The 21,969-nt window shown below is 64.5% G+C and carries 21 protein-coding genes and 3 pseudogenes; 16 read left to right on the top strand and 8 right to left on the bottom strand.

All coding sequences use genetic code 11. The features are described 5' to 3' along the window. Window positions 1-333, bottom strand: a pseudogene (locus ACLIBK_RS24160) (hypothetical protein); the annotation flags it as partial. A gap of 677 nt (window positions 334-1,010) precedes the next feature. On the opposite strand from ACLIBK_RS24160, the gene ACLIBK_RS24155 reads away from it, so the two are divergent. After that, complete coding sequence (locus ACLIBK_RS24155; protein ID WP_415389863.1) at window positions 1,011-1,190, top strand: hypothetical protein; 180 nt, start codon at window positions 1,011-1,013, stop codon at window positions 1,188-1,190. Between the two features lie 210 nt (window positions 1,191-1,400). Here ACLIBK_RS24155 and ACLIBK_RS24150 read toward each other — a convergent pair whose 3' ends face one another. After that, window positions 1,401-1,601: a hypothetical protein gene (locus ACLIBK_RS24150; protein ID WP_415389862.1), complete on the bottom strand. Its 201-nt coding sequence runs from the start codon at window positions 1,599-1,601 to the stop codon at window positions 1,401-1,403. Between the two features lie 341 nt (window positions 1,602-1,942). Here ACLIBK_RS24150 and ACLIBK_RS24145 point away from each other — a divergent pair, with 341 nt between their 5' ends. Next, window positions 1,943-2,257, top strand: coding sequence for a hypothetical protein (locus ACLIBK_RS24145; RefSeq protein ID WP_415389861.1), 315 nt, complete (start codon window positions 1,943-1,945; stop codon window positions 2,255-2,257). Between the two features lie 233 nt (window positions 2,258-2,490). On the opposite strand, the gene ACLIBK_RS24140 is transcribed toward ACLIBK_RS24145, so the two are convergent. Further along, on the bottom strand, window positions 2,491-3,390 hold the full coding sequence (locus ACLIBK_RS24140; RefSeq protein ID WP_415389860.1) for a replication protein RepA: 900 nt from the start codon (window positions 3,388-3,390) through the stop codon (window positions 2,491-2,493). 522 nt (window positions 3,391-3,912) lie between these two features. On the opposite strand from ACLIBK_RS24140, the gene ACLIBK_RS24135 reads away from it, so the two are divergent. The 7 genes and pseudogenes from ACLIBK_RS24135 to ACLIBK_RS24105 form a co-directional block, all read left to right on the top strand. After that, window positions 3,913-4,581 (top strand): ParA family protein, encoded by a 669-nt coding sequence (locus ACLIBK_RS24135; protein WP_415389859.1) that lies wholly within the window; start codon window positions 3,913-3,915, stop codon window positions 4,579-4,581. Beyond that, window positions 4,578-4,949 (top strand): hypothetical protein, encoded by a 372-nt coding sequence (locus tag ACLIBK_RS24130; protein WP_415389858.1) that lies wholly within the window; start codon window positions 4,578-4,580, stop codon window positions 4,947-4,949. Before ACLIBK_RS24135 ends, ACLIBK_RS24130 begins: the two co-directional genes overlap by 4 nt. A gap of 1,196 nt (window positions 4,950-6,145) precedes the next feature. Then, complete coding sequence (locus ACLIBK_RS24125; protein ID WP_415389857.1) at window positions 6,146-7,177, top strand: tyrosine-type recombinase/integrase; 1,032 nt, start codon at window positions 6,146-6,148, stop codon at window positions 7,175-7,177. A 38-nt stretch (window positions 7,178-7,215) separates the two neighbouring features. Next, window positions 7,216-7,830 (top strand): hypothetical protein, encoded by a 615-nt coding sequence (locus ACLIBK_RS24120; RefSeq protein ID WP_415389856.1) that lies wholly within the window; start codon window positions 7,216-7,218, stop codon window positions 7,828-7,830. A gap of 79 nt (window positions 7,831-7,909) precedes the next feature. Further along, window positions 7,910-8,683, top strand: coding sequence for a segregation and condensation protein A (locus tag ACLIBK_RS24115; protein WP_415389855.1), 774 nt, complete (start codon window positions 7,910-7,912; stop codon window positions 8,681-8,683). Window positions 8,684-8,819: 136 nt separating this feature from the next. Further along, window positions 8,820-9,187: pseudogene (locus ACLIBK_RS24110) on the top strand (error-prone DNA polymerase); the annotation flags it as partial. A gap of 103 nt (window positions 9,188-9,290) precedes the next feature. Further along, window positions 9,291-9,659, top strand: a pseudogene (locus tag ACLIBK_RS24105) (hypothetical protein); the annotation flags it as partial. On the opposite strand, the gene ACLIBK_RS24100 reads toward ACLIBK_RS24105, so the two are convergent. From ACLIBK_RS24100 to ACLIBK_RS24085, 4 genes are all read right to left on the bottom strand, one after another. Beyond that, window positions 9,627-10,601: a Bug family tripartite tricarboxylate transporter substrate binding protein gene (locus ACLIBK_RS24100; RefSeq protein ID WP_415389854.1), complete on the bottom strand. Its 975-nt coding sequence runs from the start codon at window positions 10,599-10,601 to the stop codon at window positions 9,627-9,629. The pseudogene ACLIBK_RS24105 and the gene ACLIBK_RS24100 overlap by 33 nt on opposite strands. 12 nt (window positions 10,602-10,613) lie before the next feature. Further along, window positions 10,614-11,588, bottom strand: coding sequence for a Bug family tripartite tricarboxylate transporter substrate binding protein (locus tag ACLIBK_RS24095; RefSeq protein WP_415389853.1), 975 nt, complete (start codon window positions 11,586-11,588; stop codon window positions 10,614-10,616). Between the two features lie 70 nt (window positions 11,589-11,658). Next, on the bottom strand, window positions 11,659-12,510 hold the full coding sequence (locus ACLIBK_RS24090) for a fumarylacetoacetate hydrolase family protein (protein WP_415389852.1): 852 nt from the start codon (window positions 12,508-12,510) through the stop codon (window positions 11,659-11,661). A gap of 15 nt (window positions 12,511-12,525) precedes the next feature. After that, entirely contained in the window at window positions 12,526-12,945 is a 420-nt protein-coding gene (locus ACLIBK_RS24085; protein WP_415389851.1) for a nuclear transport factor 2 family protein, read from the bottom strand. Window positions 12,946-13,074: 129 nt separating this feature from the next. Here ACLIBK_RS24085 and ACLIBK_RS24080 point away from each other — a divergent pair, with 129 nt between their 5' ends. After that, window positions 13,075-13,998 carry a LysR family transcriptional regulator gene (locus tag ACLIBK_RS24080; protein WP_415389850.1) on the top strand — a complete coding sequence of 308 codons (924 nt, stop codon included), beginning with the start codon at window positions 13,075-13,077 and terminating at the stop codon, window positions 13,996-13,998. Between the two features lie 322 nt (window positions 13,999-14,320). On the opposite strand, the gene ACLIBK_RS24075 is transcribed toward ACLIBK_RS24080, so the two are convergent. Further along, window positions 14,321-15,298: a LacI family DNA-binding transcriptional regulator gene (locus tag ACLIBK_RS24075; RefSeq protein WP_415389849.1), complete on the bottom strand. Its 978-nt coding sequence runs from the start codon at window positions 15,296-15,298 to the stop codon at window positions 14,321-14,323. Between the two features lie 312 nt (window positions 15,299-15,610). Here ACLIBK_RS24075 and ACLIBK_RS24070 point away from each other — a divergent pair, with 312 nt between their 5' ends. The 6 genes from ACLIBK_RS24070 to ACLIBK_RS24045 all read left to right on the top strand — a co-directional run bounded on the left by ACLIBK_RS24070 (window position 15,611) and on the right by ACLIBK_RS24045 (window position 21,850). Next, window positions 15,611-16,474 carry a TauD/TfdA dioxygenase family protein gene (locus tag ACLIBK_RS24070; RefSeq protein ID WP_415389848.1) on the top strand — a complete coding sequence of 288 codons (864 nt, stop codon included), beginning with the start codon at window positions 15,611-15,613 and terminating at the stop codon, window positions 16,472-16,474. Continuing rightward, window positions 16,471-17,340: an NAD-dependent epimerase/dehydratase family protein gene (locus ACLIBK_RS24065; protein WP_415389847.1), complete on the top strand. Its 870-nt coding sequence runs from the start codon at window positions 16,471-16,473 to the stop codon at window positions 17,338-17,340. The genes ACLIBK_RS24070 and ACLIBK_RS24065 overlap by 4 nt, the downstream gene beginning before the upstream one ends. Next, a complete protein-coding gene (locus ACLIBK_RS24060; RefSeq protein ID WP_415389846.1) occupies window positions 17,337-18,107 on the top strand; it encodes an HpcH/HpaI aldolase family protein in 771 nt (256 codons plus the stop codon). Before ACLIBK_RS24065 ends, ACLIBK_RS24060 begins: the two co-directional genes overlap by 4 nt. A gap of 41 nt (window positions 18,108-18,148) precedes the next feature. Beyond that, window positions 18,149-19,075: an SMP-30/gluconolactonase/LRE family protein gene (locus ACLIBK_RS24055; RefSeq protein ID WP_415389845.1), complete on the top strand. Its 927-nt coding sequence runs from the start codon at window positions 18,149-18,151 to the stop codon at window positions 19,073-19,075. Window positions 19,076-19,435: 360 nt separating this feature from the next. Next, the gene (locus ACLIBK_RS24050; protein ID WP_415389844.1) at window positions 19,436-20,416 is read left to right on the top strand and encodes a Bug family tripartite tricarboxylate transporter substrate binding protein; all 981 of its coding nucleotides are present in this window, start codon (window positions 19,436-19,438) and stop codon (window positions 20,414-20,416) included. 357 nt (window positions 20,417-20,773) lie between these two features. Continuing rightward, the gene (locus tag ACLIBK_RS24045; protein ID WP_415389843.1) at window positions 20,774-21,850 is read left to right on the top strand and encodes a tartrate dehydrogenase; all 1,077 of its coding nucleotides are present in this window, start codon (window positions 20,774-20,776) and stop codon (window positions 21,848-21,850) included. Window positions 21,851-21,969: the final 119 nt, after the last annotated feature.

Here is a 21,969-nt window from a genome sequence, read left to right as displayed (position 1 = left end):
ACCGCCGCGCCGGCGAGGCAGACCTCCCAAGGCCCGACCTGCAGAGCCGAACGCCACCTGACCACCCAGCACCTGGGGAAATTTACTTCGGCACTTCTGAGGAGAATCCGGTCGGCGTTGACAGTGGGTACGGTCGTTGCTCCAGCTGCCGGAGAGCTGCACCCACTCGCCGGCGGCGATGGTGGCGGCATGGCCCACCACGGTGACGAGGTCCTTGTGGCCGCGCGCCTTGACGCGCAGCACGCAGAAGCCGTTCTCGGCATTGTGGAAGGTGACCCGCTCCACCAGGCCGGCCAGCGCCTCGGTCGGGGCGGCGAGCGCGGCCTCAGCCATCGGGGGTCCCGGCGACCAGCGTCATGCCGGGAAGATGGGGCGGCGCTCTCCAGGTTTCCTCCCGGACCATCCCCAGAACCAGCCCAGCCTGAGAACACCCGGGGTGAGCGACCAGGGATTCAAATTTGAATTTGAGAGTGCGTCCCGGTATGCGGGCGTGGGCCGGGCCGATCGCGTGTTGGGCAGGGCGGCCCGTGCCTTGAGGGTGGAGAGGGCAGGTGGCGAGGATCCCGCGGGAGGAACATGCGGCCATTCGGCAGCGGGTCGAGGTGGAGGGGCAGAAGGTGGCCGAGGTGGCTGCGGCCTATGGCTGCACGCCGGCCAACATCTACGCCATCCTGGCCAGGCTACGTCGGCAAGACGGTCCGGAGCCGAACGGCGCCGCACCCATAGCTGCTCCAGCCGAAGCCAAGCCCACCCACAGTCGAGTGGAAGCTGCCCCGACGGACCTCTTCGCGGAACCGGTCGAGCCCGCATCAAGCCCAGTGGAGGAGCCGGCAGCAACAGCTGTTCCCCGAGCAAAGCCAGTGGCGGCGAAAGCCGCCCCTCCCCCGCCCTCACCGACAACACCGGAGCCGCAGCCCGTGCGGCCGGCCATGCAGCCCACTCCGCGCTCAGGTAGCAGCAAAGGGGCTTCACGGGCTCCTGCTCCGGCACCTGCAACACGGGCCGGCAAGATGGGCTATGCCCTGCTGATGCGGACCAGTGACGGCGAGGAGGCGGTGAACCCGTTCCGCTCGCTGGAGGACCTGCTGGCTGCTGCCAAGCCGATCCTGCGCACAGCGGCCCGCAGCCCTGAGCCGATCTGGTTCTCTATCCAGCAGGTCGACCTCAATGCGTTGGATGAGGATGCCTGAAGAGCTGGCCTATCTGTACCAACTCCAGTCTTCAGCTGCGTCCGACCCTTTCCAGACTTTCCGCAGTCGACTGGCACAGCCTCGTGGCGGAGCGCTTCGGCTTTCAGCCCGTTCAACCCGTCTCGAGGCGCCAGCGGCCCCTACACCTTCGAGATATGCTAAGGGCAGCCGCCCGACCTTGCGCTACGCCGCAAGCAGCCGCGCCAAGCGTCAAGCCTTGGAAAAGCCCTCCAGCCTTTCCACCAACATGGCCTGGATCGCCTCGATCGGCTCGCGCGTGCGGATGATCAGGCGGGCGGCCACCATGACCGCGTGTAGGGCGGCTAGCCGGTCGTCGGGCGCCTCCTTCCAGTAGACGATGGCGTCCAAGCCCTCCTGCACGCTGCGGATTATCTCTTCCCGGTCGCTCATGCGTTCCTCCAAGGGCAGGACTCCACAGTCGCGCCTGTTCATTCGCCACCGCCTCATCCTACATTTGGGTCACCAGGAGGCACGAATGGCCACGAAGCCGACCGGCAAGGGTTCCGAAACGAGGACGGTTCAAGCCGGGCGAGAGGCTAGCTCGGGGCGCTTCATCGTAGCTAAACATCAGTCTCCGCGAACGACGGTAAAGGAGGGCGTCTCTGGCACCGCCGCTCTCCAGCGCACGCAGGCCAGCCTAGATCGCATGGTCCGCAGCTGGGACGGTCGCCTGGACGAAGCCGAGGCCACGGCCGATCGGGTGCTCCGGAAGCTGGCCGGCTGACGCCTTCTTGGCCTTCAACCCCATTCCTGGCCTTTGGAAGATCGCGCAGCGCGTCGACCGGGCGTTCGAGGTACAGGAGAAGCACGGCAAAGCGCTCGAGCGGCTGACGGACCAGATCGCCGAGATGCAGAGGCGCCTCGATGCCCTCGAACTGCGCGAGGAGGTGGTGATCGCTAAGGCGCAAGGCGCCGCGGCCGCAGCCGCCACCTCCGCCGCAGCGGTTTCCATGGCCGACCTCGCCCGACGTCTAGGGGCGATGGAGGAGAGGGGAAGGATGGCCACCTCCCCACAGCCCCAGCAGCTACCGCCCCCGCAAGACTGAAGTAGATGCGACCTGCACGCCTTTTGGCTGAAGGTTGATGTGAGACGGCTCAAGCGTGTTTTTCCCCGTCACGGGGTGGTGGGGCGCCACCAGAGTCCAAGTCCAATGAGACGTTTGTCTACTCAGACGGCCGCTGTCAGGCGATCGCGCGCTCCCAGCCGCGTTCCAGTGCCTCTGGCTTGGACTCTGGTGGCGGGTAGTAGCGGATCAGTGGTATGGCTGGGTAAGTAGGATCAGAGCTGTTTGGCGATCGCTGGTCGGGAGGGACGAAGGGTAAGCCCCTTATCGTCCACGCTGACCTGAGCTTCCGGGTAGGTGGCGAGTGCCAGCTCTAGGCTTTCGTGGAACTGAGCTCGAAAGGCTCGGATGCGCTTGAAGCCGGAACCAAATTGCGCATAGAGCGCAGCCCAGCTGACGTCGGTGTCTCGCTTCAGGGCATGCAAGCGGTAAACAAGCCAGATGTAGACATCAAGGGCCATCGACCGCGGGCCGATTGCCTGTAGCGCGGTTTCGCTGACCGGTACCGGGTGCTCGCAGAGGGCTCGGTAGAACGCCTCGTCCAGTTTTACCCGGTCGTTCCAGAGCGAAGGTTGGTCCGGTGTGCCGGACATGGTGATCGCGCCCTCAACGAAACCGCCGTTCCTCAACAGTTCGGCGTCGCCGTAACCGCCGAAGAAGGTCAGTCGACAGACAGAAATCCTTTTTGCCTGCTCCTTAACGAGCTTGTAGCTCTTTCCGCCTATCGAAAGGCCCATGCGGCCCAGCCAGACTTGCATGCTGCGGCCTAGCTCGATCTCTGGCGACCGTGTCCGGACGGCCTCAGATTGCAGGAACAGCAGAATAAAACGCGCATAGGAACCATAGGGCAGCCCCACCTCATTGCCCTGTCGGTCGACGCCGGACTGCAGCACGAGCGTTAGATTGTGGCCTTCCCTCACCCACTTGCCTTCGTGAGGCTCCTTGTGTGGTAACGATGTCATGGCGAAGGCCGAGTGTGTGTAGCCGATCCCTTCGTTCTCCTCGCCGAGAACTTGGTAGGCAGCTTCCACCACTGCCCGTTCGTGACGGCTCGCAGCGAGGCGGCGGGCTTCTTCGATGCCATGCCGCAAGATCATCTGGTGGATCTCGGCCATGGGGCATAACTGGCCGGGTAGTATCCCCGGCGTCAACTTGGACTCTGGTGGCGCGATCTAATCGAAGGTTATTTGTTCCTAGCTATTAGATTCGCCACCAGAGTCCAGGGGATAAGCTGGAGTCGCGCCACCAGAGTCCAGGAAGCGCGCCACCACAGTCCAAGGGGAAACGCGGCCGCTTGTGGATATCGTGCTTGCGACTCGGCTGGTCGGAGGAACTGCGGAATCGCAAGCCGATAAGCGTGGCTAGGGACGATTGTAGTCGCGCTGGGCGTGACGCAGTACGAGCCTGTTGGTGCTGCATTTGGTTCGCTTAGCCGTCCAGCCAAAGTGAGAGTCTCACGAAACGCGCTAGCTGATGGTATGACGGTACTGTTGTACGCTGGTCAGACTAATTATTCGACGCTTCTGGCCACCGATACCGGCGATCGACGGTAAGACACGTCTTGTCGAAAGACCTAGCTGACGGGTACGTTGGTCCGACGTGTTCATAGTACTACTCTAGTACCGTCATACCGGAAGATGGAGAGCGAAGTGGGTCATATAGTTACGGTGGCGTCCGGAAAGGGGGGGTGTTCAAAGACGTCACTCGTCACCTTGCTCTCCGGAAACCTAGCCGCTGCCGGCTACCGGGTGGCCGTCATCGACGCTGACCCAAACGCCTCCTACCACCAGTGGCACCAGCTCTATGAGGGCCCCGAGATCAACTGCTTCTGCGAGATTCGACACGAAGAGATCGTCGACGCCGCACAAGGTAGGGCGGAGAGCTACGACGTAGTTCTGATTGACACTGCAGGCTTCGGTAACACCACCGCAGCTTTCGCTGCTGGAACCGCTGACCTAGTGCTTATTCCGATTATGCCCGACCGGGCGAGCGCAGTAGAGGCCATGCGGACAGCAAGGCAGGTACAAGCCTTCGGTAAGGCAGGGAGACGAGAGATCCCGTTCCGTATTGTCCGCTCACGCTGGAACCCACGTGGCTTGGTGGAGCGGGCGGTAGGCGCCGACCTAACCGAGGCTGGGTTGCCGCTCATCGAGCAACACCTCAGCGACCTGTCCGACTTCGGGAAGCTCTCGCTCACCGGCAAAGTGCCGACCTCTGGGAAAGTCGGTGAGCAGGCCATGGGAATCATCAAGGAAATGATCGGCCTCGGTGCCGTACCGGCCGCACCGGCGAAGGTGGCAGCATGAGCGGTTTCAAGCCTAAGAAGATCGCCGACCCTGGTCCGGTGATTCCGCGTCCGAGCAGCGCCGAGATCGCCGCAAGCATCGGCCCGCTTGCTGCGACATTGATCCCGACTACACCGGCAGCACCGCTTGTGGCTGCCGAAGCCGAACCTGCGCCGCCCCCCCCGCTGGCACCAGTCGCAGTGCCGAGGGCCGAGCCAGCCCTGATGATGTCCTTCAAGGCGTCAAAGCCTTTCGCTAAGATGCTGGCTCAGGCTGCCGAGCCTGAAGGCGGACTTCGCCGACTTATCGCCCGCGTGTTCTCCGAGGCCGGGTATCAAGTCCCAGACGCTGACCTGAAGGGAACCCGCAAGCGACGTACGTACGACTGATACTACCCAAAGGCCCCTATCGTACCGTCCTACGGAACTACCGTACGACAATTGCTCGGTACGATGCGTGTCGCGTATGCCTGGTCAGACCGAAATATCGAGTGACCAAGATACCGTATGACGTTGATCGGTCTTATGGAAGATGACAGCTGCCAGTAACGCCGTTCCAGGCAGCTGCCCGGGCCGTCAGACGGTAGACCGGATAGACCGTCATACGTACGACGGAACTACAGTCGTAGTGAGGTTGACCAAGAAGATTGACCGCGTCGTCGGGCGGGACGCCTGACTGACCGACGTACCGTAGGACGTTACTCGGCCTCCCAGGTAGCGGGAGCTGCCACCTACACCATCGCAGGTAGCTGCCCGAACCGTCCGACGGAGTACCGGATTGACCGTCATACGTACGTCGGGACTACATTCGTAGTGAGGCAGACCAAGAAGATCGACCGCCTCGTCGAGCCGAACGACGGACTGACCGGCATACCGTAGGACAGCACTCGGTCCTCCGGACCGTGGGAGCTGCCACCAACGCCACCGCAGGTAGCTGGCAGCGACGTTAAACGGAGAGCCGGATTGACCGTCATACGTAAGACGGAACTACATTCATACAGAGGCTTACCCGTAAGATCGCTCAATTCGTCTGACAGAACGACCAACTGACCAAAATACCATCCGACATCACTCGGTACTGAGGGCCGTAGGAGGCACCATCAACGCCACCGTAAGCACCTGCATGACCCGTCGGACAATTGGGAGGACCGTCATACGTCAGACGGTGGTACGTTCCTCAGTAGCCACGCACTTGGGAACGCAAACACACAGGGAAGGCGACGCATTGTTCCTAAGCGACTTGGCGCTCTCCTGGGACTGAGCAGCGCTTATGACCTTGGCTCTTCCCAGCCGCGGCACAAACAAATCAATCGCCAAGCATCAGGGTGCCAGGACGCGCTACATACACCTCCTACGGCAGCCACTAGGCCCGATAATCCCTCATTATCGTGCCCATTGCTCCGGGCTTCCCTACTTGCCCTAATCCGTCGCCTCCCGGCACACTGTTGCTGGCTGCGGAAGCCGGCGCGGGGGTGCCGATCCGGCGGGTCGCAGAGGGCAGGGGGCTTCGGGGCAGTGCAGGTCATCACGGTGTGGGAGCCTGCACGGGCTCGGCTTTCCTGCGGCGAGCAGGGGAGGGGCGGGCGGTGACACCGCCCGACAGCTCCGAACACCCGCCGCTGCCGCCCGCGCTGCAGCGCTTGGTCCAGGACGTGCTGCCGCCCGAGGCGCTGGCCGTGCTCTCGGGGCCGGTGGGCGAGGCGGTGGCACAGGCCGCCGGCTACGCTGGCCGCGCACTCTCCGACAACACACGCCGTGCCTACGCCAGCGACTGGCGCGCCTTCTCCACCTGGTGCGCGGCGGGCGGCATCGCCCCGCTGCCGGCCGCCCCGGTGGTGGTCGCCGGCCACCTCGCCAGCCTGGCCACGACGCTGGGCCGCGCCGGACTGCGCCGTCGGTTGGCCGCCATCGCCCACCAGCACCGCCAGGCCGGCCACCCCTGGGAAACACGGCATCCCGCGATCGCGGCCACCCTGCGCGGCATCCTCGCCAGCCACGGCAAGCCTGCCCGTCCGGCCGCCGCCCTCACCTCGGTCGAGGTCAAGCGCCTGCTCGCGGCCTGCGACAGCGACGTGGCCGGCCACCGCGACCGCGCGCTGCTGCTGCTGGGCTTCGCCGGCGCGCTGCGACGCTCCGAGCTGGTAGCGATCGACCGCGAGCACCTGCGCTTCACGGCCGAGGGGATGACCGTGTTCATCCCGCGCTCCAAGCGCGACCAGGAGGCCGAGGGCGCCACCGTGGGCATCCCGCGCGGGCTGAACCCGCTCTCCTGCCCGGTGCGGGCCATGGAGGCGTGGCTCAAGCGGACCCGCATCGAGTGGGGGCCGGTGTTTCGCCGCCTCAGCCCTGGCGGTGCCTTGGAAGACCGGCTCAGCCCGCAGGGGGTGTGGAAGATCCTGCGCCGGCGGGCGGAGCTGGCCCGACTCACCGTGGACGAGACGGAGCGGCTGAGCCCGCACGGGCTGCGGGCGGGGTTCATCACCGAGGCCTACCTGAAGGGTGCGCTGGACGAGCAGGTGATGCACCACGCCCGGCAGAAGAGCCTGGCCACCACGCAGGGCTACCGCCGCCGTGCCCGCATCACCCGCGACAGCCCGGCCCGGCTGCTGGACCTGTGAGGCCCGAAGCGCTGGTGGCAGCGGGGGAGGGCAGGGGAGTGGCGCTGGCCGCTGAAGTGCTGGCATCCACTCCGGAGGTACTGGCGCCGGCGCACACGGACTGGCTGCGTCACACGCTGACGGTGCGCGGGCCGGCCGAGGCGATGGCGAGCTTCCGGGCCGCGGCGGCGGGACCGGGGGTGATCCCCTGGACGCTGGACCTCGACCGGCTGGAGGAGGACTGGTTCCTGCCCCTGGCAGCGCCGGCCGACGGCGAGCGGGCCATCAGCTTCACCGGTGCCCGGCTGCTGGCGCGCCGGCTGCGCGAGGCGGTGGCGGCGCAGCACGCCCGCGAGCTGGAGCACCTCGCCCGGGGCGGGCGACACTGCCCGCTGGACCTGCACCGGCTGCTGCCGGTGCCAGCCGCGGTGCTGGCGCTCGGCCCCGACGACCCGGCCAGCCGCGCCTGGCTATGGGCGCAGTGGGGCACCACGCGGGCGCTGCGCCGGGTTAGCACCGTGGCCGGGTCGCTGGACGGGCGGCATCGGCGGACGGAGGAGCTGGTGATCGAGTTCTGGTCGGCCGACTGGTCACCCTGGCGGGCGCTGCTGCGGCTCCGGCGGAACTGGCCTGAGCTGCATCTCGAGCTGGTGCCGCACTACGGCGATGGCTGAGCCGGGCGCGGCTGGGGAAGAGGACGAGCCCCAGACCAACGCTGCCAGCGCAGGCGGGCAGGGGACACCGCGGCTGAGCGTGGCGGGGTTCGAGGGCCCGCTGGACTTCCTGCTGGAAATGGTGCGCCGGCACCGGGTCGACCTGGGCCGAGTGTCGATCGTGACGCTGACCGGGCAGCTGGTGGCGGCGATCGAGAGCGATGCCGAGCGGATCGCGATCGAGCGGCGGAGCGACTGGCTGGTGCTGGCGGCCGAGCTGGTGCGGCTCAAGGCGCAGCTGCTGGCACCACCCACGCCGGAGGTGGCGGCCGCGGCCGACGCCGAGGCGAGCCAGCGGCTGGCGCAGTTGGAGCAGGTTGCGGGTACCCGGGCGGCCGCGGCGTGGCTGCTGGACCGGCCGCAGTTGGACCAAGCGGTGTTCGGGCGTGGGCAGGCGGAGCAGCGACCACGGCCGCAGGCGGAGTTGCTGCTGGGCTTCCTGGAAGCCACCCTGGCGCTGCTGGAGGGGCGGGACGGGCCACGCGCGCCTGAGGTGGCACCCTACCGGCCAAGCCCGCTCGAGCTGTGGCGAGTGTCTGACGCGATACAACGGCTGCGGCACCTGCTGGGCGAGGTAGGGGCGGCCGGAGAGGGCGGCCCTGCGTGGGAACTGGCGCGCTTTCTGCCCGAGCTGCCAGCTGACACTCCGGATGCGCCACTCAAGGGCCGCGCCGCCCTGGCCAGCACCCTGCTCGCCGGCCTCGAACTCGCCCGCGGTGGCACTCTGCGTATGGAACAGGATCAGCCCTTTGGAGTGATCCTCCTCGCTGCAGCACAGCCCACTCCGGTGTCCCTGGAAGATGCGGTCCGATGATCACGTCGAGACAGGGGCGAGTTAGGACCGAGTGCTCGAACCCGGTTTGCAGCAGTAGCGATTGGACGCACACATTTTTGGGGCAGACCTCTCTGGCTTGCGAACCTTTACAAAGCAGCAGACCTTGGCCTCGCGGGTGGAGGCGGCGGCCGCCGAGCGCTGGCCCCGCGGTGTCCCGGCCAGCATCCAGGCCACGCTTACCCACGAACTCACCCTGATCGAGCAGCTGAGCTTCGCGCCCTACTTCCTCACCGTGGCCGACGTCGTGGGTTTCGCCCGCGGGCGCGGCATCCTGTGCCAAGGGCGGGGCTCGGCCGCCAACTCGGCCGTGTGCTCGTGCTCGGCGTCACGGCGGTGGACCCGAGCAAGCACGACCTGCTGTTCGAGCGCTTCGTCTCGGCCTCGCGCGGCGAGCCGCCCGACATCGATCTCGACTTCGAGCACGAGCGCCGCGAGGAGGTGATCCAGTACGTCTACGGCCGCGACCGGGCGGCGATCGTGGCCGCCGTGATCCGCTTCCGTGCCCGCTCGGCCATCCGCGAGGTGAGCAAGGCCATGGGGCTGGGCGAGCTGGGGGCCGGGGCGGGAGAAGGGCCTCGCCGAGCTCGCCGCGGCCGCGGGGCTGGACGTGGCGGATCGCCGACTGGCGATGTGTCTGGAGCTCGCGGAGGAGATCCAGGACTTCCCCCGCCACCTCGCCACCCATGTCGGTGGCTTCGTGATCACCCGCGGGCCGCTGGTCGAGCTGGCCGTGCTGGGCAGCGCCGCCATGCCCGCCGCGTGCCACCTCGTCGCGGACCGCTGTTGCCTCGACGAAGGCTACGCCTGCTCCCGCCAGTACCGCGCGCTTGATCGCTTCCGCGCGACTCAGTCCGAGCACGACCTGGCGGTTCACGACCCTGCGGACATGGGGCGCTTGATCTTTCAAGCTCCGCCCCACCAGCTACTCCACCCGGATCGCGAGGTCAGCGACTAGGCTACGCCAGCGCTCCAGCTCCCGCGCTGACTTGGCAGCAAATTCCTCTGGTGTGCTGCCAACGATGCGCGTGTCGAAGCGACGGAAGACCTCCTTCACCTCGGGAACCGCCAGTACCTCGACTACCGCGTCGTGGACACGGGCAATCACTGGTGCAGGCGTATTGGCAGGCGCCATGAAGCCGTTCCAGGTGCCCATCATGTGGCTGGGAAAGCCGACCTCGGCGAGTGTCGGTACATCCGGCAGCGCCATGAGGCGCTGCTCACTCGCTGCCGCGACCGCCCGTGCGACGCCGGCCTCGACCAGGCGGAAGGACGTGAAAACACTGTCCTGCAGCAACTGGATCTGGCCCTGTTGCAATGCGCCGAGGGCCTCGCCCCCGCTGCGATACGGAACATGGACGATCAAAATCCCGGCCATGCGCGCGAAGCTCGCCATCCCAAGATGCGACGGTGTGCCATTGCCAGCGGAGCCGTAGTTCAGTTCGCCGGGATGCGCCTTGGCATAGGCTAGCAGCTCCTGCATCGAATGGATCGGCAACCCCCCACTTACCAGCACCAAGCTGGTGGTGGTCGCGACCTCCGTGATCGGCGCGAAGGAGGCGACGGGATCATAGGAGAGGTTACGGTACAGCGCCGGCGCAATCGCCTGCGTCGACGATGTCGCGAAGAGCAGCGTGTAGCCATCTGGCGCAGCCCGCGCGACATAGGCCGTGGCGACGGTGCCGCCGGCACCGGCACGGTTCTCAATGACCAGAGGTTGTCCGAGCACACTCCCCATCCGCTGCGAAACAAGCCGGCCGATCACGTCGGCCGGACCTCCAGGGGCGAAGGGCATGATCACGGTGATCGGACGCGATGGATAGTCCTGCGCCCACGCGAAGCGCGGTACGGGGAGCAGGCTCAGAACAGCAAGGGCCTGTCGGCGGCGCAGCGTGCTCATGAACCCTTCCTCTCAGCTCAATGCCAGGCGGAGTTCGGCGATTACGCCGCGCCAGGTTTGCGCCTCGCGCGCGATGGTGGTGGCGAAGGTCTCGGGGTCGCTATCGACGGCAATAGTGTCCGTGCGCGCAAAGCTTGCGATCAGGTCAGGTATCACCAACGCCTGACGAACCGCTTGGTGCAGACGTTCGACCACTGCCGGCGGTGTGCCGGCCGGTGCGACCAAGCCCCCCCAACTCACGGCTGTGTACCCAGGCACGCCGGACTCGATGACGGTGGGAATTTGCGGAAACAGCTTGCTGCGGTTCTCGCTGCAGACCGCCAGCGCGCGGAGCGTGCCAGCCTGGATATGGCTGCTGGAAGAGACGGCAGCGTCGAGCAGATACTGGACCTGGCCTTGCAGCGCGGCCGACACCGCCTCGCCGCCGCTGCGATAGGGTACGTGCACCGCCTCAATGCCCACCATGCGGTTGAACACCACCATGGAGAGATGCGCCGGCGTGCCGTTGCCGGCCGAGCCGTAGTTCAGCTTGCCTGGATTGGCCTTGCCGTAAGCGATCAGCTCCTGGACCGAGGTCACCGGCAGCGACGGATTTGCCAGCATCATGAGCGGGGAAAGCGAAACTTGTGAGATCGGGGCGAAGGCGCGGATCGGGTCGTAAGACAGATTCCGGTACAGCGCTGGTGCGATGGCCTGCGTCGAGGATGTCGCGAACATCAGCGTGTAGCCATCTGGAGCAGCCCGTGCCACATAGGCGGAGGCAATGGTACCGCCGGCGCCTGGACGGTTCTCCACCACGACGGGTCTGCCCAGCACCACCTCCAATTTCTGCGCCACCAATCGCCCTACGAGGTCGGAGGGGCCACCCGGCGCGAAAGGCAGGATCATGGTGATGGTTCGGTCGGGGTAGGCGTTCTGCGCACGTATCGCCGGAGCCGCGAGCACACCTGCCACGGCCACGAAACTGCGCCTCGTGAGATCACGCATCGCTGTTCCTCCTGTTTTTATCCTTGCCGCCGGAGCACAGCGCCGGCGGATGGGCTTACGCAGACTGAGTTCATGTCTCGTCGATCACGGGGTTGCGGAGGGTGCCAACGCCAGAGATCTCGACCTCGATGACGTCACCACCCTTCATCCAGAGTGGCGGCTTGCGCGCGAAGCCGACGCCCTCCGGCGTGCCCGTTGCGATCACGTCACCAGCGACCAGCGGCGTAAAGCCGGAGGTGTAGGCGATCAGCGTCGGAATATCGAAGATCAGGTCGTCGGTCTGTGTGTGCTGGACCTGCTCGCCGTTGAGACGTGTGACCAGGTGCAACTGCGTGGGGTCACCGACCTCGTCGGCGGTCACGAAATACGGCCCGAAGCCGCCCGTCGCGTGGAAGTTCTTGCCCGCTGCGAGCGAGTGCTTGAACTGAACGTCGCGGATCGTGGCGTCGTTGAAGCACGAGTAGCCCGCGACATGGCTCAACGCATCCGCTGCCAGGATGTGACGGCCCGGCTTGCCGATGATCAGTGCAAGCTCGCCCTCATAGTCGAAGTCACCAGATAGCTTCGAACGCACGAGGTTACCGCCGTGTGGCACGAGAGTGTTAGCCAGGCGCAGGAACAGGCTGGGAAACTCCGGGAGCTTCGCGCCCCCCTCCGCGACATGGCCGCGATAGTTCTTGCCGGCGCAGACAATCTTGTCGGGATTTGGAATGGGCGGCAGCAGCATGACGTTGGCGAGTTCCACGTCAGGCTGAGCATCGCGGGCGGCCGCCGCGACCTCGCCCAGCGCGCCGGCCTCAAGCACCGCTCGCAGCGTCGGTAGCTGCGTGCCGAGGCGTGAGCCCATGTCGATCAGGCCATCGCCGGAGACGACACCGTAGGAGGCCTTCTGGCCCGAGCGCGAAAAGCTGGCAATCTTCATGTCCGGGTCCTCTTGTCAGCGCTTGAAGGTCGGCGAGGAGGTGATCTCGGCGATGTGCCAGCCGTCCGCACTCCCGGTCAGCGTCTCGCGGTACAAGCTGACGTGCAGCGGCAGCTCCAGTGGCGCCGGGATCGTGCCACCGGAATGACCGTAGACCGTGACGTAGAATGCGGCCTCGACGAGGTCGTCGGCCCTTGCATCGACCACCAGATTGGTCACGACATGCCGCGTGGCGAGGCTGGCAGGGCGTGCCCTCATCGCCTCCAGTACCATGCCAGGGCCTTTCAACTCCTTGCCCTGGCGGTGCCAGATACCTTCCGGGGCCATGAGGTCGGAGAGTTCCTCGTATCGTCCGTCATCCAGGCAGTGAAAGAACCTGTTGATGACCTTCTGCGCGTCGTGCTCCGCCGCGCGCCGCATATCTGCGGTCGCCATACCGTCCTCCTCCCGCGGCCGCCCGGTTTCATGCGCCGGCGGTGCCTGTCTCACCCGGGATCTGGCACCGCTTGACCCCATGGCACCAAGCACCGAAAGATCCCGGGGCTTAACCGGAGGTTATGGGTCTTGGACTCCCGCCGGCTGCGATACTTCGTCGAGATCATCGACCAAGGAAGCCTGAGCGGTGCCGCCGCCAGCCTGCACATCTCCCAGGCCGCGCTCAGCAAAGCGGTGCGATTGCTGGAGGCGGAACTGTCGGTCACGCTGCTCCACCGCCTCGCTCACGGGATCAGCCCGACGCCCTTCGGAGCCGCGCTCTACACCCATGCACGCGCGGTCGGATCGGAGATCCTCCAAGCACAGGCGGAGATCGCGCGCCTGCGTGACGAGACGCACAGCCGCATCGCGTTGGGCGTGCTACTCGATCTCGGCAGCGGCTTGGTGCCGCGTGCGGTTGCGAAGTTCTGCGCACAGCGGCCAGAGGTGCAGGTGCGCGTGACGGAGGATGTGACGTTGGAACTGCTTACGCGCCTGCGCCGTGGCGAGGTCGACTTCGTGATCGGTCTTGGCATGGGACTGGAGAACGAGATCGCGCTGAAGCGCCAGTTCCTGTTCGACGATAGCGTCAGCGTTATCGTTGCGCGTGATCATCCCTTGCTGGAATGCAGCGAGATCACCGCAACCGATCTGCTGCGTTTTCCCTGGGTGGTCATGGCTCGGGGTAGCTCGCATCGTGCGCGCCTGGAGCAGTTCTTCCAGTCGATGGGGGCCGAAACGCCGCGGCCGCAGATCGAGTGTGCCAGTGTGCAGTTTGCCAAGTCAGTGATCCGCCACGGCTGTCACCTGGCCGTGCTGCCGCTGCATGCAGTCGAGGCGGAGATAGAAAGCGGGTCGTTGCGAGCGCTTCCTGTGCACTCCACAGTGCTGGTCCGGCGCATCGTGTTGATGTTCCTTGAACAGCGTCCACCCTCGGCCGCCGGGCGCGCCTTGGTACAGGAGATCCGGCGTGTCTGGCGTAGCAGCGCTGCTGCAGCTGCAGCGCGCCATTAGGACCCCGTCCATGGTGCTCCCATGGACGGTGAGACTACAAAGCCCCGTCGTAGCGAGGTGGTAGAGAGGGAAGGGCAGGCTTTGTCCGCCTCATGGTTCTCTCGTCAGTGCTATGCCCTGGGTGTCGTCATGATGGTCTAGGATGCGCGGCATGGCCGCCGGGCCACTATGGCAGTGCAGATCCACGGCACCAACCAGGAGCTCGGCGATCTCAGCGCCACGCGATTCGTGGTCAGTGCCATCAGAATCGTTCATTATTATCCTCCCTTGATGGCGTGAACCGTGAGTGTACGGTGATCAGCTCACTAGCCCGACTGTGCCGTCAGGTTGTTCCACGTTGAACGATGTCCACAGGCACAGAAATCCTACGTGGGAGCTTGTTGCCAGCAAGCCGGTCTACCATGCAACGTGCTGCAAGCTGCCCCATCTCAGCACCATCCACGCTGACCGTCGTGAGTGCGGGCTCCATTGCCCTTCCAATTTCGAGATTACCGAAGCCGCAGATGGCTAAGTCGCGAGGGACTCTCACGCCTCGCAGCGAAGCCTCAATCAGCAGCCCGGCTGCGAGGAGGTCAGAGCTGCAGAACACCGCTGCTCCTGTGGGCAGTCCGCCGTGGATCGAGGCAAAAGCGCGTCGGCCCTCCAGAATGGTGCTTGGCGGCGCGACCAAGCACTGCGCAACGAACTCACATCCCCGAATGTCGAGCGTGCGGCGGAAACCCTCGAACCGCTCAAGAGCGCGGAGATCGTCAGAGGAGACAACTCCGAAACTGCGGTAGCCACGGTCACAAAGATGGTTAGCCACAGCCTCTCCTACTCCGGCATGGCTAAAGCCGACTTGCATCTCAGCCTGAGCAGTGACATCGCCCCAGATTTCCAGGATTGGTATGCCAGCCTGGCTCAAACGTCGCCGAGCGCCAGGGGAGTGTACAGCGCCCACCAGCAGCAGACCGTCCGGCTGGCGCCCAAGTAGTGCAGTGATTAGCTGCTCTTCGTCGCGGGCATCGAAGCCGCCTAAGCCTAGAAGGACATGGTAGCCGGCCTGGGAAAGTGCTGTGGTGAAGGCCTGAAGTGTCTCTGCATACATTGGGCTGCCGATGGTAGGCACGATGGCGACTACTAAGCGTGACCGACGGGAAGAAAGCGCGCCTGCGGTAAGGTTCGGCACGTAGCCGAGCCGCTCCACCGCGGCCCGCACACGTCGCAGCGTGATCTTAGAAAGCAGTTCTGGCGTGTTCAATGCACGGGAGACAGTGATAGCTGACACACCTGCGGCTGCTGCGACATCAGTGATCCGCACAGCCCGGTTCGGCGGACCTTGGGAGCTGTCTACAGTCGGCCTGTCCGTTGGCGGCATGCAATGTACCTGAGGTCGCGTTGTCCTCACACGAATATGGGAAAGGCGTGAGGGTCAACAGTCCACCGATGCCAAAAAAATGGTAGCGCTACCATTTCAAAGTCGCTATCAAGCTTCGGTCGGTCCTCCAGAACCGATAAACGTTCAATGTTAGCGATACCATAATCCGGGACATACCGGTTGGGGAGATTTGCCTGCATGTCAGCCTCCTACGCGTCCACCTTGACACGGCCTGCATCGGCAGAAGGAGGGGAAGTGCGCGCCCTCGCGCCGGCCCTTGGAGCCGAAATTACCGGAATCAAGCTAGGTGCTGGTGTTACGGCAGAAGCGGTGACCCTCGTGCTGGAAGCACTGCACCGCTACAGCGTGGTCGTCGTGCGCGACCAACAGCTAACTCCGGCTGAGCAACTCGAATTCATGGAGCGGCTTGGGCCTGTTAAGAAGTCATCTTACAGCCGTGCCAACGCGTTCTGCGTGCCTGGCTACCCTGACATGATGGTCATTTCCAACATAGTCGAGGACGGGCGCAACATTGGCCTGATGGACGCAGGCGCTATGTGGCACGCCGATGGCACCCATATGCTGCATCCTGACATGTACACTGCACTTTACGCGCTGGAAGTACCACACCGCGACGGCCAGCCACTCGGCGATACACTGTTTGCTAGTACGGCCGAGGCGTACGACGCACTGCCGGACTCACTGCGGCGGCGAATCGCCGGCCGCAAAGCGGTGCACAGCTTTGTGCACCATCTCGAGAAGAAGCGGCGCCTGGGCGATCTCCGCCGGCCACCGTTGACCGATGCTCAGAGAGCAGAGTTGCCGGATGTGGAACACCCGGTGGTCACCGTGCACCCGGTCACCGGCCGCAAGAACCTGTTCGTCACTGAAGGCCACACCGCGCACATTGTCGGTTTGCCACTGGACGAGAGCGACACGCTGCTGGATGAGCTTTGGACACATATCCGTCGGCCAGAGTTCACGTACCGCCACAGCTGGCGGGTCGGTGACCTGTTAATTTGGGACAACCGAGCAACACAGCATCTAGCACTCTTCGACTACGGTGACCTCCGCCGCCGTATGCATCGCGTCGAAACCCTGGGACCTGTGCCGGCGTGAGCGCTGCCGACGGCATCGCGCAGGCTAAGCCAGTGCTGCTGACGGGCGCCTCCGGCGCGCTCGGCAGCATGCTGGCCACCGAACTCGCCGAAAGGGGGTGGGGCCTGGTGTTGACCGACATCCGACCGTTCCCCGGACCTTTACCGCTGGGAGCACGCTTTGCGCAGGTGGATCTGTGCGACCGTGCAGCCGTACTTGAGGTCGCGCGGGGCTGCAGCACCATCGTACACTTCGGCGGCGTCTCTACTGAGCGCCCGTTCGAGGAAGTGCTCGGCCCCAACATTGCCGGGCTTTTCCACGTGTACGAAGCGGCACGGGCCGCCAAGGCAAGGGTGATCTTCGCTTCTTCCAACCATGCCATCGGATTTCACGAACGCACCTCGGTGCTTGATGCGGATTGTGAGCTAAGGCCAGATACATACTACGGCCTCTCCAAGGCCTATGGTGAGTTGATGGGCCGGCTTTATTGGTACAAGCACGGCGTTGAGAGTATCTCCATCCGCATTGGTTCCGGCTTTCCAGAGCCAAAAGACCGTCGGATGCTGTCGAGCTGGCTCTCTTATGCCGATCTTGCTCGTCTGACGGTGGCCGGGCTGCAGGCGGAGGATGTCGGCTGCGAGCTGATATGGGGTTCCTCCAACAACAGCCGCACGTGGTGGCGTCGCGACTCTCGCGAGCGGATCGGGTGGGCGCCCCAGGACAGCGCGGACGAGTACAGCGAGGCTCTCGGCAGTATTGTGAGCAACGATGTTGTCGCGGAGCGATATCAGGGTGGCCACCTCTGCGCCCGTGACTACTCGCGCCCTTCATTTCCGCCAGCGCATTCGGGTGACGATTCGATGGACGAGGGAAAGAACAGGACATGAAGGACAAGCTGACGTTCAAGGCACGGCTGCGCGCCGATAAGCCCCTGCATGGCTTCTTCGTGGGCGTTCCGTCCCCAGTGGTGGTGGAATTGGCGGGCTACTCAGGCTTTGACTTCGTGATCATCGACACTGAGCATGGCGCAACCGGTCTGGAGACACTGGAGCACATGCTGCGCGCCGCTGCAGCGTCGGGGATCGCGGCACTCGTGCGGGTGCCGCGGGGCGGAGCGGACGACATCCTGCATGTTCTTGATGCCGGAGCGGATGGCATCCTAGTACCGCATGTCACGAACGTAGAAGCAGCGAAACGTATCGTGCAGCACGCCTATTACCCGCCGCTCGGCAGGCGTGGCATCAGCACGCTGTCCCGCGCCGCCCGTCACGGTACAGGCGACGCTCCGACTATGCTGCGCGAGCAGGCCAGCCGTACCGCAGTGATCGTCATGGTTGAGGATGCAGAGGCGCTCACCGAGGTTAGCGCGATCGCACGTGTAGAGGGGATCGATGCCCTTTTCGTCGGACCGAATGACCTTGCTGCCTCTATGGGTCATCTCGGTGATGCCGCGCATCCGGAGGTGTCTCACGCAGTCGCCGCGATCTCCATGGAACTTCAGGCGATCCCGAATGGCCCCGCATTCGCGACCATCGCGCGCTCGGCCGCACAGGCGCGAGAACTATCGAGCAAGGGAGCAAACATGCTTTGCTTCAATACTACGTTGATCCTCGCCAACGCCCTGCGAGCACTCCGGAGTGAGCTCAATGCGTGACGCTCGCACCGGCCACCTCGCCGTAATACGGCACCACTGACGTGTCGCTCTATGCCCCTCCGCGCGAGGTCAACGCTGAACTATTCACTGTACTGCCTCCAGAACTGCGCTGGCGCGGGGAGCCGAGTTTCTGGGAACGCACTCGTCCGGGCGGGGCAGGGGCGATCCATTCCTTCCTAGAAGGGCCCGCTTTTGACCGGGAGGGCCATCTCTGGTGCACAGATATTCCGCATGGGCGATTGTTCCGCATCGATCCAGCGGGCCGTTGGACGCTGGCCGCGCAGTACGAGGGTGAGCCTAACGGCCTGAAGATCCACCGGGACGGTCGCATCTTCCTGGCCGACCGAGAGCATGGGCTTCTGGTGATGGACCCCGTCGAGCGGGTGGTCCGTCCCTATGTTACACGCCCCAATGCCGAGCGCTTCCGCGGCCTTAACGACCTGTTTTTCGGCCCCGATGGCTCATTGTATCTCACAGATCCAGGTCGCAGCCACCTCGGCGATCCGACCGGCCGAGTCTACCGTGTCCAGCCTGATGGTGGCTCGGCGGAACTTCTGATCGGTCACGCGCCTACGCCGAATGGTTTGGTACTGGATCACGAGCAGCGCAACCTGGTGGTTGGGATGACGCGGGGTAATGCCGTATGGCGCTTTCCTGTCAGCGGGGACGCCGCCGAGCGGCAAGTCGAGCTGTTTATCCAGCTTAGCGGTGGCCTCGGACCCGACGGACTGGCGCTGGACGAGGCAGGCAACCTTGCCGTCGTGCATGCGCGCAACGGCACCGTTTGGCTTTTCTCTCCAGAGGGCGAACCACGGCTGCGCATTCGCTCCTGCAGCGGCAAAGCGGTGACGAACATCGCTTATGGCGGACCGGATCGCCGCGACCTCTTCATTCTGGAGGCATCGTCCGGCTCGGTGATGCGGGCACGCATGGAAGTGCCGGGCCGAGCGCTGTACTCGCACACTTGAGAGGGGATCTTGTCAGCGATGCCTATCACCACCTCCAGACCGCGTCATGGCACTGCTGAACCGAGCGGTAAGGACTAGGCCGCAGCTGGAATGCCTTGACCATGACCTTATCGCCCTACGTCCAGAGTGCTCTCTCGGACTCGGATACTCGCCGGCAGCTTGCGAGCAGGGTTTAGGTCCCTGGTAGCGTGCAGGCGCCAGACAATGCCCTGCTGGGGAAGGTAGCGGTGATCATCGTCGTTGCCCGTGATGGAGAGATCACGGGGGTTGCGCAGGTCCGGCTCAGTCTAAAACCAACGCCGGGCTGAAAATCAAACAGCCGCCATGAGAGCGGCACGCACCGGATGGGAGGAACCAAGCATGTCATTGACGCGTCGCCACCTCGGGCATCTTGCGGTAGGTTTGCCGCTCGCGGTCGTCGGCACAGATCGTGCCCGGGCCCAGACTTATCCGCTACGGCCTATCACGCTTGTTGTCGCCTATGGAGCTGGCACCGGCACGGATCTGCTAGCTCGCCAAATCGCTGAGCGAATGGGCACCATTCTCGGTCAGCGCATTATTGTGGAAAACCGTCCCGGTGCGAGCGGTATGATTGGCACGGAGTACGTCTCACACAGCCGGCCTGACGGCTACGCTCTGCTCTTTGGCACAAACCAGACGCAAGCCGTGAACATCAGCTTCTACCGCGACATCCGCTACGATCCCATCCGCGACTTCACTCCCATCGCGCGTCTCGCGAGCCAGGATGCCGTGCTGGTTATCAACCCACGCGTGCCCGCACGTACCGTGGACGAACTGATTAGCTATGCTCGGAGTAACCCAGACAAGCTGAATTTCGGCTCTCCAGGGGCCGGATCCAGCGCGCACCTCGCAGGCGAAGCGCTCAAAGCCTCTGCCAATGTCAGCATGGTGCATGTGCCTTACAATAACGCCCAGCTCTTTTCTGATCTACTCTCCGGCGTGGTCGCGCTAAGTTTCTACCCCTTTCTCACCCTCAAGCCGCACATAGAATCTGGTGCGTTGATCGCGCTAGCGACGACGGGCATCACGCGCTCGCCTTGGCTGCCTCATCTGCCAACGATGACCGAATCCGGATATCCAACGATTGTCTTCAACTCGTGGTTCGGCATTTACGGCCCGGCCGGTCTCTCTCCGGAGGTGACGGGAGCAATTTCTCGAGCTGCCCAGCGCTGCCTGGAGGATCCTGAGGTGAAGCGGGCCCTTTCTGATTCGGCAACTCGTATTGAGTACGGCGGCCCAGACGAACTCGCCCGGTTCACAGCGAGTGAAATTGCGCGCTACCGCCCTATCGTCGCCCAATCCGTAGCCAGCGGCGGGTAGTGTCTACATGCTGAGGACGCACGCTCAATAGGTCGGCAGCAAGCGTGAACGCACTCACTTGATTTTCCAGCCCCCATGCCAGACCGACGGCGTGGGGTGCATGCGGAGTTCGACCTGGACAACCAACAGGGCCGCGGGCGCAGTGCTGGCGTGACTGCATTGAAGAGGCCGGTGACGATTGGTGGCCAGATGTTGATTGTGGCAAGGAGAACTGCCTATTCCTTGGCGGTCTCTCCACTCGACATGTGAATTCCACCAGAAAGAAAGTAACTTTGGTTCCAGACCACTGAGCAGCATGTTGCGCTGGCGTGGCCTACCCCGCCGGAGGCGGAACGTGCCACAAAATGGGAAGAACGCATGCGTACACACCGGATTGCCGCCGTGGGCGGCGACGGGATCGGGCCCGAGGTGGTCAGGGCTGGGGTCCAGGTCCTTAGAACGTGCGCCGAGCGCGATGGTGAATTCGCGCTGGAGTTCCAGAATTTCGACTGGGGATCGGAGCACTACCGCCGCCACGGCGTGATGATGCCGGCGGACGGCGCCGAGCAACTCCGCGCCTTCGACGCCATCCTGTTCGGCGCTGTCGGTGCGCCCGACCTTCCGGACCATATCACCCTCTGGGGGCTGCGCTTGGCCATCTGCCAGCCACTGGACCAGTACGCCAATGTTCGCCCGACCCGCATCCTCCCGGGCATAACCAGCCCACTGCGCCACGTGTCCGGCCCAGAGCTTGACTGGGTGATCGTGCGGGAGAACTCCGAGGGCGAGTATTCCGGCGTCGGTGGCCGCGTCCACAGGGGCCTGCCGATCGAGGTGGCGCAGGACGTTTCCGTCATGACCCGCGCCGGGGTGCAGCGCATCATCCGCTACGCCTTCAGGCTGGCCCACTCCCGCCCGCGCAAGCTGCTGACAGTCGTCACCAAGTCCAACGCCCAGCGCCACGCCATGGTGATGTGGGACGAGATCGCGGCCGAGGTCGGTGCTGAGTTCCCCGATGTGACCTGGGACAAGATGCTGGTGGATGCAATGACCATGCGGATGGTGCTCAAGCCACAAACGCTGGATACTATCGTCGCCACTAACCTGCACGCCGACATTCTGTCAGACCTTGCCGCAGCGCTGGCCGGCTCGCTGGGCATCGCGCCGACCGCAAACATCAACCCCGAGCGTGATGCACCCTCGATGTTCGAGCCGATCCACGGCTCAGCCTTCGACATCACCGGCAAGGGTATCGCGAACCCGGTCGCTACCTTCTGGACGACGGTGATGATGCTGGAGCACCTGGGCGAAAAGCCCGCCGCCGAGCGCCTGATGCGGTGCGTGGAGCGCGTCACAGCCGATCCGGCACTGCACACGCCCGACCTCGGCGGCAAGGCCACTACGCAGCAGGTCACCGATGCCGTCTGCGGGGCGCTGCGGCAGGCCAACGACTAATACCCGGCGCACGAAATGCTGACTCATTCGTGTGAGGCATAGGGCGGAGTGTTGTGATTCGGTGCTCTCTGAGGTGGAGGAGAGCACGGGATGGGTGCGGCGGTAGCGGTCCGCAGCGA

Origin of the sequence: Roseomonas sp. BN140053 (assembly GCF_047690175.1) — a bacterium.
In the GTDB taxonomy this organism is placed as follows: Bacteria; Pseudomonadota; Alphaproteobacteria; order Acetobacterales; family Acetobacteraceae; genus Roseomonas.
The sequence above is the reverse complement of the archived record's forward strand: the minus strand, read 5'-3'. Positions and strand labels throughout refer to the sequence as shown.

Excerpts from the sequence above, each read along its gene's own strand:
- ACLIBK_RS24140 (WP_415389860.1), bottom strand. The coding sequence starts at position 3,390 with ATGGCCGAGATCCACCAGATGATCTTGCGGCATGGCATCGAAGAAGCC.
- ACLIBK_RS24050 (WP_415389844.1), top strand. The coding sequence starts at position 19,436 with ATGTCATTGACGCGTCGCCACCTCGGGCATCTTGCGGTAGGTTTGCCG.
- ACLIBK_RS24130 (WP_415389858.1), top strand. The coding sequence starts at position 4,578 with ATGAGCGGTTTCAAGCCTAAGAAGATCGCCGACCCTGGTCCGGTGATT.
- ACLIBK_RS24150 (WP_415389862.1), bottom strand. The coding sequence starts at position 1,601 with ATGAGCGACCGGGAAGAGATAATCCGCAGCGTGCAGGAGGGCTTGGAC.
- ACLIBK_RS24100 (WP_415389854.1), bottom strand. The coding sequence starts at position 10,601 with ATGAGCACGCTGCGCCGCCGACAGGCCCTTGCTGTTCTGAGCCTGCTC.
- ACLIBK_RS24045 (WP_415389843.1), top strand. The coding sequence starts at position 20,774 with ATGCGTACACACCGGATTGCCGCCGTGGGCGGCGACGGGATCGGGCCC.
- ACLIBK_RS24095 (WP_415389853.1), bottom strand. The coding sequence starts at position 11,588 with ATGCGTGATCTCACGAGGCGCAGTTTCGTGGCCGTGGCAGGTGTGCTC.
- ACLIBK_RS24135 (WP_415389859.1), top strand. The coding sequence starts at position 3,913 with ATGGAGAGCGAAGTGGGTCATATAGTTACGGTGGCGTCCGGAAAGGGG.
- ACLIBK_RS24090 (WP_415389852.1), bottom strand. The coding sequence starts at position 12,510 with ATGAAGATTGCCAGCTTTTCGCGCTCGGGCCAGAAGGCCTCCTACGGT.
- ACLIBK_RS24155 (WP_415389863.1), top strand. The coding sequence starts at position 1,011 with ATGGGCTATGCCCTGCTGATGCGGACCAGTGACGGCGAGGAGGCGGTG.
- ACLIBK_RS24060 (WP_415389846.1), top strand. The coding sequence starts at position 17,337 with ATGAAGGACAAGCTGACGTTCAAGGCACGGCTGCGCGCCGATAAGCCC.
- ACLIBK_RS24085 (WP_415389851.1), bottom strand. The coding sequence starts at position 12,945 with ATGGCGACCGCAGATATGCGGCGCGCGGCGGAGCACGACGCGCAGAAG.